The sequence below is a fragment of the Clostridium chrysemydis genome (genome assembly GCF_015234215.1).
In the GTDB taxonomy this organism is placed as follows: domain Bacteria; phylum Bacillota; class Clostridia; order Clostridiales; family Clostridiaceae; genus Clostridium; species Clostridium chrysemydis.
Genome location: NZ_JADEKP010000002.1, coordinates 264,176 through 277,846, shown reverse-complemented (window position 1 = coordinate 277,846; position 13,671 = coordinate 264,176). Strand labels below are relative to the sequence as shown.

10 protein-coding genes are annotated in these 13,671 nt (G+C 26.7%); 1 reads left to right on the top strand and 9 read right to left on the bottom strand.

The genetic code is table 11. The features are described from left to right. The first annotated feature begins 109 nt into the window (after positions 1-109). Positions 110-3,547, top strand: coding sequence for an isopeptide-forming domain-containing fimbrial protein (locus tag INR60_RS09205; protein WP_194191226.1), 3,438 nt, complete (start codon positions 110-112; stop codon positions 3,545-3,547). 39 nt (positions 3,548-3,586) lie between these two features. Here INR60_RS09205 and INR60_RS09200 read toward each other — a convergent pair whose 3' ends face one another. The 9 genes from INR60_RS09200 to INR60_RS09160 all read right to left on the bottom strand — a co-directional run bounded on the left by INR60_RS09200 (position 3,587) and on the right by INR60_RS09160 (position 13,661). Beyond that, positions 3,587-4,447: a DUF11 domain-containing protein gene (locus INR60_RS09200; protein ID WP_194191225.1), complete on the bottom strand. Its 861-nt coding sequence runs from the start codon at positions 4,445-4,447 to the stop codon at positions 3,587-3,589. Between the two features lie 17 nt (positions 4,448-4,464). Then, entirely contained in the window at positions 4,465-4,962 is a 498-nt protein-coding gene (locus INR60_RS09195) for a hypothetical protein (RefSeq protein ID WP_194191224.1), read from the bottom strand. Positions 4,963-5,451: 489 nt separating this feature from the next. Continuing rightward, entirely contained in the window at positions 5,452-6,933 is a 1,482-nt protein-coding gene (locus tag INR60_RS09190; RefSeq protein WP_194191223.1) for an AcpB/EbpR/MafR family transcriptional regulator, read from the bottom strand. Then, positions 6,917-7,756: an MBL fold metallo-hydrolase gene (locus INR60_RS09185; RefSeq protein ID WP_194191222.1), complete on the bottom strand. Its 840-nt coding sequence runs from the start codon at positions 7,754-7,756 to the stop codon at positions 6,917-6,919. Before INR60_RS09185 ends, INR60_RS09190 begins: the two co-directional genes overlap by 17 nt. A gap of 121 nt (positions 7,757-7,877) precedes the next feature. Next, positions 7,878-9,470, bottom strand: a complete 1,593-nt coding sequence (gene abc-f, locus INR60_RS09180; protein WP_194191221.1) for a ribosomal protection-like ABC-F family protein — start codon at positions 9,468-9,470, stop codon at positions 7,878-7,880. A 390-nt stretch (positions 9,471-9,860) separates the two neighbouring features. Further along, positions 9,861-10,202 carry a PqqD family peptide modification chaperone gene (locus tag INR60_RS09175; protein WP_194191220.1) on the bottom strand — a complete coding sequence of 114 codons (342 nt, stop codon included), beginning with the start codon at positions 10,200-10,202 and terminating at the stop codon, positions 9,861-9,863. Further along, a complete protein-coding gene (locus INR60_RS09170; RefSeq protein ID WP_194191219.1) occupies positions 10,195-12,117 on the bottom strand; it encodes an OPT family oligopeptide transporter in 1,923 nt (640 codons plus the stop codon). The genes INR60_RS09175 and INR60_RS09170 overlap by 8 nt, the downstream gene beginning before the upstream one ends. A gap of 555 nt (positions 12,118-12,672) precedes the next feature. Beyond that, positions 12,673-13,056, bottom strand: coding sequence for a lactoylglutathione lyase (gene gloA / locus INR60_RS09165; RefSeq protein ID WP_194191218.1), 384 nt, complete (start codon positions 13,054-13,056; stop codon positions 12,673-12,675). Positions 13,057-13,322: 266 nt separating this feature from the next. After that, entirely contained in the window at positions 13,323-13,661 is a 339-nt protein-coding gene (locus INR60_RS09160; protein ID WP_194191217.1) for a hypothetical protein, read from the bottom strand. Positions 13,662-13,671 lie beyond the last annotated feature (10 nt).

Here is a 13,671-nt window from a genome sequence, read left to right as displayed (position 1 = left end):
TTTATTAATCTGTAGTTTCATAGGTTACTTTTTTATAAAAATTCATCAACGTAAACTTACCTTTTGAATAAAATATATAGATTAAACTTTAAAATAAAAGGAGTACAAAATGCCTTCAAGTATTTTTAATATGACTATAAGTCAAACTCAAAACATTCCAATTTTAATAGGTAGCACATCACCTTTTAATGTAACCATCCAAAATACTAGTTCTACAAAGAGGCTATATAATTTAGGAATAGCTTTGACTCTTCCTGATGGTCTAACATTATCTTCATCTACTATACCGCAGACTTCAAGCACTACAAACGCTGATAATAGCACAACCTATTCTTTTGTAAATATAAAGGATTTAGCACCTCTTGAAACTCCTTATATATTTACTATAACTATAAAATGTAATACTAAATTCAAAAACGGAAACGCTATCCCTTTTGGTTATAATTTTTCTGGAATAACTGTATATAGCTATGTTGATACTATGCCAAGAGGAATTTATGATATAGGAAATGAAGTTCTAACTAGCACTATTTCTATGACTTATATAACAACTAGATTTAATAGCACTATAGTAACTTCTGGAAAGGTCTTGAAAGGGGCTGGAACTTCTGTAAATTTAAACGACTATTCTCAAGTTACAACTGCAACTTGTAAGTTTTTTAATAACTCTCTTTCTGCATCCTTTGTAAATATAACTATACTTTTAGATGATGGGATAAGATATATTGGAAATATATCAGTTTCTGGCACTGATTCTTCTCAGTTTAATTCTCCAACTGTAAGCTATGTTAATAAAGATGGGAAACTTTATACCCAATTATATTTTGGAAATATAATTCTTTCTATAAATAGTAATACCACATTTATATTTAGCTATGCAGTTTGGAATAGATATAATAACAACACTTCAAATCTTATAAATCATGGAACTGTTTTAAATATGAATATATCTATGGTTTCAAACGATCCTCTCATAATTGCATCTTCAACTAGTTCAACTAACTTTTCAGCTATGGATTTAATAATAACGACATCTATAAATAAATCTACAGTTGACGTTCAAACAAATGTAACGTATACCTACGTATACAAAGTAGGAGGCTATTATAATATTCAAAACATTATAGTTAATTATTTCTTGCCAGATGGAATTTATTATTTATCCTCTTCTGTTATTCCAAACAGCGTAGTAGACAATCCTACTTTAAAAGGTTTTTATTTAACTTACAATTTCCCTTTAGCTTCTATAAACTCAATTAAAACCGTCACAATTTCTGCAAAGGTTGATAGTTATTACAGATATAAATTTGACTCAGGTAATTTAAATTCTCCAGTTGTTGCTTTTGATCCATTCTTAGCTAAAACTGATATAACAGGAACTTTAGATACACTTTTAGTAAACGTATCTGATAATTCAAGCGTAAGTTCAAGTATTGCTATAGGAAATATAACTAAACAATTCATAAAAGGGTATTATAAAGACGGTTCCCCTAAAACAATAACAGCTTTAGCACCTGGAGATTTAGCTGAATACCTTTTAACTTATAATGCATCTACTTTAAAAGCTATCCAAAAGTCAGTTTTTATAGATGACTTTTTCCCACTCTCAGCAGATCCTATAGATAATTTAAACTACTCTTTTACAGGTGTAATGCCAGTAAACACTAATCCTAATTTAATTTCTCCTCACGGTGTTGATTTTAATTATGGTGATATTTTAGGTTTATCTACAGGAACTATAAATGTAAAAGTTCCAATAGCTACTTTAGGTACCTCTACTCAAAATGCTAATCTTTTAAAACTAAAAGGAATAAACACTTATGGAGTAGCTTATAGTAACAGATCACAAGTAAATGTAAATATCGGAACTCCAAACCTTACTTTAACTAAAACAGTTTCAGGGCCAAACAAAAGTGCTATAAAGGCTAATGAAGTCTACACTTATACTGTAACTATAAGTAACTCTAATTCTTCTAGTGAAACTGATGCCTTTGATTTCACTTTAAATGACACTTTATCACAATCTTGGTTTACTTTAAATCCAGGTAGCATTTCTGTTACAGGTACTGGAACATTTATCCCCCCTACATTTAGCGGAAACAATATAGTACTTTATATAAACAAACTTAGTCCAGGCAAATCCCTAACTTTAACTTATACAGTAACTATAAGTAGCGTAATAGCACCAAACGTAAGCATACTAACTACAGCTACTACTACAAACCCTTACTCCCAAGTTTACAATCCAAACACTACTAATTTTCAGTATTCTAATTTAAATAAAAGTGCTTCTACTACAATTTCATCTGCTGCTATATCATTAACTAAAACTAATTATAGCGATACTTTCAAAGTAGGATCTAATATAACTTATACCTTAACTGTAGCTGTTCCCCTTGGAACAATAGCTTACAACCTATATTTAAAAGATACTCTTCCAAGCGGAGGCCAAAGTTATATTGGACCTTCTTATAAAAACGGAGTTTTAGTAACCCCAACCCTTAGTTCAAATAATGTTACTTTCCAAACTGAACCAATTATAGATTCTAGGACTTCTATACAAACTTTGACTTATATATTCACCTCAAAAATAACTAACGCAACTAAAGCTTTAAACTCTATTTCATCAACTCAAACAAACACTGTAACTTGTTATTACTGGCAGGTAGCTAGTGGCCCTTATTATTCTTTAAGCAAAAATTTAATAATAACAATAAATCATCCAAATTTAGTTATGAGTTTAAGTGCTACAGATTTAACTAATCAAACTCAATACACTTCTACTGCAAATATTAATTTAAATTCAATTATGCAGTTTAAATTAATAATGAAAAACAATAGCTTAATAAACCTAGTAAACGGAACTATAGAAATCCCTATAAACGATAACTTTGTATTTTCTTCAATAAATAATTCAGTTCTTTGTAGCTGTGTTTATAATAGTACCTCTAAAAAAATAGTAATTAATATAAGCTCCCTTCCACAATCTTCTCTAGCTTATATAATATTTACTCTTATTCCTAAACCAAACTCAAAATCTGGAACAACTATGATAACTCAAGCTACTGCAATTTCTTACTATAATGATGTAACAGTTTCAAAAGTATATGGAGGAGAAACTAGTAATCCTATAACTTGCATTCTTGGACCTTCAGTTTCACTTCTTCCAGACCCAATCTATCAAATAAACCCTACAACATCATTTATAGTAACTCCTCCAGGAAACACTGCCCTAATATTAGATTACTTTAAAAATACTGGTGGAGGGTATGATGATTTCACTTTAATAATACAAAAGGTATCAATTCCTTACTCACTTTATATAGATGATGTTAAAGTTTCTGATGTTTTAGCAAATACCTTATACCAAGCTGACTTACAAGCTATGGCAAATTTAGCCTCTAATACTTCTAAAGTCATAAAAATAACTGCACTTATCCCTATAAATTCTTTAGGAGTAAGATATGATTTTACAGTTACAGCCAAGTCTAAAACTAGCCCTTACCCAGAAAGTACAGTTTTAAATATAGACCCTAATCCATTTTAAAATATAAAAGAAGCTGCATTAATTAATTTTTTGCAGCTTCTAATAGTATAAAACTAAATTATTACTTATAAATATTTTTTTATTTTCTTTTATATTTAAAACTAAATCTTTAGATTTTATCTTGATTTGAATCTTATCTAGATAACTAGCCTCTATAGGCAGTAAGATACTCTCAGAAAAACCTATAGTCTTTTCTAAATACCTCATCTTGTTGTAGCTTTTATAAAATATTTTATATTTTATCTTTCCTAAAACTAAGACCTTCACTTTATTTTTTATATATGAATTTATAAATTTACTCTCTATTATAGTTATTTCAAATTTAATATCTGAAATTTTACTTATACTACACCTAGTTTCTACTTTACTAAATAATAAAAAGTCTTTTGATAAATTGTTTTTATAATTAGTCCAAACTAAGTTGCTATCTAAATCTATTCTTATAGGGCACTTTTCTGAATTATAAATATAATCATAAATTGCATTTGAAATATTTTTCAAACTTCCTTTACAGCTAGCTATTATTAAAACTTTAAAGCTGATTATAATTTTTTCAGAAGCTTTAATATCTTTTATATAAAACCCTAAAATGGGGTTTAAACACCTTTCTTTTTTATTATTTATCTTTACTGAGTTTTCAATAAACCTAGTTCCTTTTGGTATATTATCTGTAAAAAAAATATTTTTTATATTCATGCTACTTATATTTTCTATCTCTGTAGTATAAGTCAATTCCTCTAAAGAATGAGAACATTTTTTATCTACATATTTAGTTATTAGTAATCGATTTTGAATTACTAAGGTTTTTACAATATTACTACTTGAAGTATTTGAAATTATAGGAGTTAAATCTGAAAACCTATATTTATATTCTACTCTGCAGCTATTTATTATTTCCATTTAACCACCTTTTAAGTTTAATCTAAAATATATAAATCTCTATATTTAATTAAGGACGTAATACTTACTAAAGCTTTATTCTCACATAATTTAACTAAACTTAAATCTGTTATATCATATTCTAAATTAATAGTACTTAAATTACATATATCTTTTGGTATATTTATTTTTTCAGTAAACGGCATAGAGATTTTTTTAATTACAAATCTTTTATTATTTGAAAACTTATATTCAGCTACAACCAATAGATTTATTTCTCCTATCAAAAGAAGTTCTTCTCTTCCTTCTTTTAAAGAATCTATTACTTTAAAACTATTTATAGAAAAATTTTCTACAATTCCTTCTAATTTGTTTAAATTCATTTTAACCTTTTCTTTTACTCTACATCTGTTATTAGAAATGTTTAAACATTTATCTTTAAACTTTATAGTTTTATATATATTAAACTGATTGCAGTATATTTCATCTTCAAAATCTTTTCTATTAAATATAAATTTTCTAAGTTTAACTTTCATATTTTTACCTTTTTATATCTTTGTACATAGATATAATATGCAAAGTCTTATATCTATGTACAAATAAAAAAAACTAAACCTCACAAAATCTGTGAGGTTTAGTTTACTTAATCGGAGTTAACTTAAACGTAAATATATTTTATTTAAACTAGCCCTTTAAAAAATAAATCCTTAACTTTTCTTTAATGGCATTTGTTTTTTCGATAAAATACTATATTAAAACATACCACTATCCAAAACATGTTTTAATTAAACCTAAAATTTTATATTACAATAACTAAAGCCCTAATATAGTTATCTATAAAAGATTAGATTTATAAATACTAAGCTAGATTTACTTTTATAGTTTTTAAAATTTATTTACATATGTACCGTTTTATTTCTTTTATCATCTGCGAATTATTATATTTAACATACCTTTGTAAGAACGTTCGTTACATTAATATTCTACAAAAAAATTAGAGTTTTGTGGGCTCAATTAATAACTCTTTAAGGGTTAAAAATTGATTTTTTATATTTAACTTTTTGAATTTTCCTTTGAACTGATTCCATATCTCTCTCATTTAAAAATGATCTTATATATAAAACTTTCTCTTTATCTACATCTTCTTTTATGATATTTGTAACTAATATATCGTAGTCTTTATTATCATCTACGAATTCTAAAAGATACTTTTCTTTAAGATAATCATTTATTTTATTTTCTATTATTTTGTTATACATTATGCTACTATCCATAACCACTGAAATTTTGATAGTTTCTTCGTATTTTCTAACATCTAAATATCTGTCGCACAAAAGTGCATACCTTCTCATTAAAAATTCTTTGCTATCAAATATATAATTAAATTCTCCCTCACTTAGTTCCTTTAAAAACTCTAAAAACACTTTATTGAATTTTGGAAACCTTTCTTTTAATTCATCCTTATAAGAATAAAAATTTAATAGTTTGAAGTTATCTTTATAAAATAAAGCACTAGAATGATATATTATTAAATACTTATATAATTCCTTTAAGTCTTCTTTTGTAAAGGTGTAGTTAAACTTTCTTTGGAAAGTCTCTACCCAAAACTCTGTTGCTTTAAAGATTCTTGTTTCATTTTCTTTATGAAACTTTTCTATGTTTTCCCACTCCTTAAAATCTTCTTTTATCCCTGGGATAAGTAAAAGATTTATAGATAGCATTATAATCTCATCTTGATTAAACTCATCGTTATTTAACTTACAAACTTCTTTTATAGCATCAGTATAGACTTCAAAATTTTTATAATTTTTTAGAGTGTTTTTTAAATCATCTTCTAATTTTAAGGTATGCCCTTTACTTATTCTAGTTGATGCAATAGCATAAAGATAAATAAATTGCTCTTTTGTTATATGTGAAAAATTTATATCTAATCTTTCTTTTAGTATTTTTACTGAGTCTAAAAGTTTTTCTTTATTGAAGTTTTTAAAAGGCCAAAAGCTACCTCTAAAGATACTCCAATAAAAACTAAAGAAAAAATATCTTACGTTTATTTCTTCTCCTACTAAAATTCTACTGTGAGGTTTGTATTTTATATTGCATTTACCATAAATCCTTTTTAACTTAGTTATTTTTCTTTTAGTGGAGGATACACTTATAAAATTATCTTCTGAAAATTTTTCTATCCTTGGTAGATCTTCAAAAAACAAACCATCTATCATTTTAAATGCAGAGGATTCAGTAATTATTTGATTATATATAATTTGAATATTAAACGAGTCACTTTTAAAATATTCTATCTTTTTCTTATTAAATTTTATATAAATTTCTTCATTAGAATAATTTTTCTCTAATCTATTAATTAAATTAAATAAATATTTTTTTATAGTATTTTTTGATTTTCCAGTTTTCAAACAAATATCAGACAAAGATAATAACTCTAAAGTATTATCTAATGTTTCTAATATCTCTATTTCTGTATTTTCACCATTATCAAACCAAATCGTCATTTATATCTCCTGTTTTATTATATTTAAATCTATCTTTAAATTCTCTTATAAATTCACTACAGACTTTATCTCCCGTGCAGTGAGATAATCTTAATATTTTTATATTTTTATCTTTTAAGTATTTTATTGTTTCTAAAATTTGAACTCTTGAAGCATTTACTAAATGACTTCCCCCAAATACTGCAAAAATCTCTTTATTAGTTTTCCTTTTTACAGATTCAATTATGTTTACAATCCCAATATGAGCGCAACCTAAGACTAAGATAATCCCCTTATCTGTATCTATTCCAAGTGCTACCTCATCTTTAAAATCATCTCTTATAAAGTTATTATCCTTTTTTAAGTAAAAGCAATCTTCAATCTTTTCAAAGTCATTAAGGACTTTAAAGTTTTTAAACAAATATATCTTATCACTTATTTTATTAAAATCTTCTTTTATAAATTCTATATTTATATTATTCTCAAAAATAAAATCTCTATCAAAAGAATTACCATTAAACTTAAAACCGTAATCTAACTTTTTATATTTTTTAAAGAAGAATTCTTCTGAAACTAATAAATTAGTTTTTTTATCAATACTCTTAGCTAATCTTTTAAAACCTCCGCTATGGTCATAATGCCCGTGGCTTAATATAACATAACCTAAATTTTCAAGGTCTACATTCAAGTCTTTAGCGTTATCTAAAAAGTCTCCTGACTTTCCTGTGTCGAATAATATTTTTTCTCCATATGCCTCAATAAGAAGTGATAATCCATGCTCATTTTTTAATTTATTATAATTATCTTCTTTATTTTCAATTAAAGTAGTTATTTTTATCTTCAAAAACAAACACTTCCTTAACTTTTATTATTTTTTAATTATAACATCAAAAGATTATATTTTCTAAAATCTAAGATTTAAAAATAGTAAAAGGACTTAAGTTTAATTCTTAAGTCCTTTTTTCTTATCCTCTTAATTTTTTCAGTTCTTTTAAGAGATAGTCATACTCTTTTTCATATTTTACCCTTTTTTTAATATCTTTCTCTATAGATATAAAAGAGATAACTTTTGAAATTTTATTTTCTAAAACCATTATTTCTTCTTTTAACTTGATATCTTCTTTAGGCTTTTTATTTTTACTTTCTAAAAACTCTTCTAAGTTTCCATTAAAAGATATAATTTCTTTATCTTTAATTTCTAAAAAATAATCACATAAATTATTTATAAAAGTTCTATCGTGAGAAACTATAAGCATAGTTTTATTTGAACTTTTTAAAGCTTTTTCAAGAGCGCTAAGTGCTTTTATATCTAAATAGTTTGCAGGTTCATCTAAAACTAAAAAGTTATTATCTTCTAGTATTATTTTTAAAAGAGCTATCTTCACCTTTTCTCCGCCGCTTAAAACCTTAATAGGCTTTATTATATCCTCTCTTTTAAAGCCAAAAAGATTTAAATTTGTCCTTATAAATGTTTGGTCAAAAGATGATGTTTCTATGATATTTTCTAAAATAGTCTTATCTTCTTTTAAAATTTTTCTATCTTGATCAAAATAACCTATTTTAACTTTAGGATTGATTTTGATATTTTTATTTCTTCCTTTTAATATTTCTTTTATTAAAGTTGTTTTACCCTCTCCGTTTTCTCCAAGTAATGCTATCTTTTTAGATTTTTTTATTTTAAAGGAAGCACCTTTTAAAATAACTTTATCTTTAAATTCTATATTTAAATTATTTATATCTATTAGGTTTTTACTAACTATCTCTAAGCCTTCTCTTATATTAATTTTAATTTCTTTATCTTCTTTTGGCTTTTCTACTTTTTCAAGCTTTTCTATTCTGCTTTGGATAGCTTTAGCATTTTGATCTAAGTTCTTTTTACCTCTTTGCCCTCCCATCTTGTGAAGCCTTGCTTCTGAGTTTCCCATCCTTTTCGGAGTTTTTCTTATGCTATCACTTTTTTCTGTCTTTTTAACCCTAACCTTTTCTAATCTGTTTTTTTCTTTTATAAAAGAATCGTATTTTCTTTCTTTATTTTTATTTTCCTCATCTTTTAATCTTAAATAGGTGTCATAGTTTCCCTCATATACTTTAAGTTTTGAAGAATTAATTTCTATTATTTTAGTGCAAATTGAATTTAAAAACTCCCTATCGTGGGAAACTAAAAGTATGGCACATTTAAATTCTTTAAAACGGCTTTCTAAAGATTCAATACTTTTTCTATCAAGATTTGCTGTAGGTTCGTCTGCAATAATTAACTTCTTTTTATCTTTTAGAGCTTCTTTTATTCTAAATTTCACTTTTTCTCCACCTGATAGGTTATTTTTAAAATTAATATTACCTTCATCTTGAGTTATATATGAGTAGCTATCAGTTAAAAATACCTTCCCAAAGTCTTTTTCTACTTCTTCTATTAAAATTTTTATAAGAGTAGTCTTTCCCGAACCATTTTCTCCTACTAAACCAATCTTTTCATTTTCAAACATAGAAAACTTTTCTATATCTAAAACTAACCTGTCTTTATAATATTTTTTTAATTTATCTATCTTAATTAATTCCATAAAAAATAGTCCCTCCTTAGATGCACTTAGACAAATGGAGAGACTTATTTTAGGCAAGCTAAATAAAAGTAAAGAAATAATTTACTCTCCGAAGTCTAAGCATTACAAATAAACCTATATAAATAGGCTCTTAAAAAATTTATAATACTAAAATCTAAAAAGTAAATTATATTCTCATCGCTTTCTCTTCTAAACCTGCCCTTTCCTTCTTACTTCTATATAACTATATTATACCAGATAAAAATAAAATATCTAATAAACGCTCTTTTAAAATTTGAAACTCCTTAATTCAATACTAAAATTCAAATCTATTATAACTATAATTTTATAAATTCCTGTACATTAAAAAAGTGTAAAAGAACTGATTTTGTTCTTTTACACTTTAGTTTCTTAACTTAATTTTTCTATATAGTTAAGATTTAGATATATGTGATTTATGAAAACTAATAACCTTTCGTATAGAGGGTGAACCTTTTCTCCAAACTTAAGTTCTAAAGCTTCTCCTACTTCTCTTACAGTTTTGTTTTTGTTAAGTTCTAAAAACACTGTACTTCCAAAGTCATCTAGCTTTGTCTTTTTGTATTTAGGAATCTTAAATTTTAATTTCCTAAAGAATTTTTGGATCTTGTGGTCTTGAATCTCTAAAATAGTTACTATCCCGTTTTCATCAACTTCAAATTCTATTTTAGGTGAAATTTTAAATCGCATATCTAAAAGTTCATCATTATCCATTATTCTTCACCTTAGATTTAATAATAGGTACTATTGTCGCTACAAATAATACTACTAATAGTATCGCAGCCATACCGTTACTTGCTAAGAATCCTGTAGGATTTCCAGGAGTAATTATTCCTGTAACTTGTAGAACTATTCCGATAAGTCCTATGATAGAACCTCCCGCAACAAGTCCTGATGATAAACTAATTCCATTTGAAACTTTAACTTCTTTTTCTTTTTCATCTTTGCACATTTTTTCAACGATAACACGGATTAATGCACCAACTAAGATTATAGAAGTTGTTGATATCGGTAAGTAGAAACCTATAGCTATTGTCATTATTGGTAAGTTTAATAAGAATAAAACTAATGCCATAACAACACCTACGATAATCATAGGCCAAGGTAAGTTTCCTTCCATAATACCAGAAGTTAAAGTAGCCATTAAGTTAGCTTGAGGCAATGCAAATTGTGCATCCGCTCCAGTAACTGCAAGTTGGCTTGAAAGAACCATTATAGTTCCTGTAACTACAACTACACCAACGATACTAGCTAACATAAATGAGTTTTGCATATCTCTTTTACTTCCACCTATGATGTAAGTAACTTTTTGAGATTGGCTGTAACCTCCAGCTACAGAGATTGCAACTACCATAAATGCTGCAAATAAAAGTAATGATTTATTATCAGCTTTTCCAGTCCATCCCATAACAACGAACACTAAAGTTAAAATAACTAGTGAAGCTATAGTCATACCTGAAACTGGAAGGTTTGAAGTACCGATAGTACCAGTTAAACGTCCTGCAACTATAACAAATAGTAATGATAATATCAGTGTAACTACTGTACCTGTGATTGCCATAGCTATGCTATTTGAAATCATAAATCCAGCAACGAATGCTATAACAGCACCTAATAAAAGTATTATCATTGAACCGCTATTTTTTTCAGCGCCTTCTTCTGTTATGTTTTTAGCATTTAAAGTTTCTCTTATTGAAACGATGATAGTTGGTATAAGTTTTATAGCTCCTATTATACCTCCGCAAAGCATCATTCCAGCACCTATGTATTTAACATAACTTCCTGAAATAGTGTTTACATCCATTTGGTTTATGAATACTGATGCATCATTCCAAGAATGAGCAGTTTTTTCTGCCATATCAGTAAAATATCCGATTAATGGTGCTATACCAAAGTTTGATAGTAAAGAACCTGCAAACATTGTAAGAGATACTTCAAGCCCTACTATGAATCCAATTCCTAGTAAAAGTGGGTTAACTTCTGTTGAAAACTTCCACTTATAAAACTTGCTTCCTACGAAGTTTATAGTGTTATTTATTACGTTTAAGAATGATCCTGTTAAAACGTTAATTATTCCACTTATAGCAAATCCGATTCCCATAAATTTAATAGAATCTTCGCTTCCTTCTGATGCTACTAATGTTTCTGAAATCGCCATTGATTCTGGATACATTAAAACACCGTGCTCTTCTACTATTAAGTAGTTATAAACTAGTGATAAACATCCTATACCAAATAAAACTCCTCCAACACCTACAACTAATCCTTCTACGAAAGTTATGTCACTTCCAATAAGAATAATAGCTGGTAAGACGAAGATCATTCCACTTGCTATTGATTCTCCTCCACTTGCCATACCTTGTGTAATATTTTTACCAAGGATACCCTTGCTCTTTGCAAATATTCCAACAAATACCGAACCTATTATTGCCCCTGGTATACCAGCTGCAACAGTTAACCCTGATTTCATTCCAGAATAAGCTGTTGATGCCGCAAATACAGCAGCTAAGATTATACCGATAATTAATACAGGTGCATTTACCCCTTTCTTTGACTTACCAGTAAAGTAAGGAACGTACTCTTTTCCGTGTACTCCACCGTAAGCTTCCTTAGATAACTTCTTTTTCATACACCTACCCTCTCCTTTCGTCCTAAAGTGATGAATAATATTCACATCACTAAACATTTAATGTATTATTATAAAACACCAAAAAATCACACAAAACAATGATTAAGAGAATTTTTTAGTATTTAATAAACTGTTTAAAATAACGATTTATTAATATTTTTATCGAATTTTGTCGATTGGATAGCGTTAGTCCGCCACAGGTTAACGAATTATTTATTATGTGTTTATTTTTTGCTAAACTCTTTTTTCTAATAACTAATATATTACCATTTAAATTACAAAAAATCTATAATAAATTTTTATAATACTCTGTATAAATATAATTTAATCTTATCTTATCGAATTTTTAACATCCACTTAATAATTTTTATGTTTAATATTATACCAAAAGTTCGTTATAGGATAAACAATCTTACTTTTTATAAATTAACCCTCTAGATACTATAATTCCACATAAAATTAGCTATATTCATATTTTTTAATATATTTTTAGATAAAATAATAAAAAAATAATAGGACTTTAACAGTCCTATTATCAATTTGATATATTTATGATTATTTAATTCTTATAACTTCTACCTTATAACCATCAGGGTCTGTAACGAAATAATAATCCTTTGGTTTTCCAGGTAAACCTTTTAATTCTGTAACTTCGTAGCCTAAATTTTTATGTCTTTCACGAGTAAGTTCTACGTCTTCAACCCCAATAGCTATGTGGCTAAATCCATTTCCTAATTCGTAAGGTTTTTCTACGTCATAATTGTAAGTTAATTCGATTTCGTAACCTCCCTCTTCGTTTGAAAGATAAACTAAAGAGAATTTGTAATCTTCATAATCTACTCTTTTAGTTTCGACAAGCCCTAAGGCATCCTTATAAAACTTAAGTGATTTTTCTAAATCCATAACTCTAATGCAAGTATGTAACATTTTAATGCTCAAATCATAACACCTCTCTTAACTTTTTTAATTTTATTTTAGCATTTAAATTTATAATATGAAAGTTACTAAAAGTTCACTTTCTTTACCTAACTCACTTCTCTTAATTCGTTTTTCATATTTTGTTCCACTTATATCCTATCCCTCTTTTATTAAATATATACTTAACTCCTTTAGGATTAATTCTAATTTATATTGAATTTAATCTTTTATAAATATTGATTCATAAAAAGGATATGCAAATTTTGCATATCCTTTTAAGTGATTTATTATAATTCATTTAATAGCTCGTCTACTATATTTTCATCTTGCTTTTCATATACCTCTTCTTTTACTTCAAAGGCTTTATTTAAAACTAAAGGTTTAGGTGCACTTAATACTTTAATGATAACTCCTAGTGCAAACAAACTTATAGTAAAGAAAATAAAAGGTCCTGCAGCTGTTATAAAGTAATTTATTACATCTATTAAATTATCTCCTACAACATAACCTTGAAGAGTTAATCCTTTAATATATCTAAACGAAGAATATAAATTAAAAATCGTACAAATTCCCATAAAGAATGAAGATAGGTTCATAAAAATCACTATTTTTTTATTATTTTTCATATTATTAAAT

Bases quoted from the DNA above. Each gene is read 5' to 3' on its own strand.
- INR60_RS09200 (WP_194191225.1), bottom strand. From the start codon at position 4,447: ATGGAAATAATAAATAGCTGCAGAGTAGAATATAAATATAGGTTTTCA.
- INR60_RS09195 (WP_194191224.1), bottom strand. From the start codon at position 4,962: ATGAAAGTTAAACTTAGAAAATTTATATTTAATAGAAAAGATTTTGAA.
- INR60_RS09205 (WP_194191226.1), top strand. From the start codon at position 110: ATGCCTTCAAGTATTTTTAATATGACTATAAGTCAAACTCAAAACATT.
- INR60_RS09190 (WP_194191223.1), bottom strand. From the start codon at position 6,933: ATGACGATTTGGTTTGATAATGGTGAAAATACAGAAATAGAGATATTA.
- abc-f (WP_194191221.1), bottom strand. From the start codon at position 9,470: ATGGAATTAATTAAGATAGATAAATTAAAAAAATATTATAAAGACAGG.
- INR60_RS09170 (WP_194191219.1), bottom strand. From the start codon at position 12,117: ATGAAAAAGAAGTTATCTAAGGAAGCTTACGGTGGAGTACACGGAAAA.
- INR60_RS09175 (WP_194191220.1), bottom strand. From the start codon at position 10,202: ATGGATAATGATGAACTTTTAGATATGCGATTTAAAATTTCACCTAAA.
- INR60_RS09160 (WP_194191217.1), bottom strand. From the start codon at position 13,661: ATGAAAAATAATAAAAAAATAGTGATTTTTATGAACCTATCTTCATTC.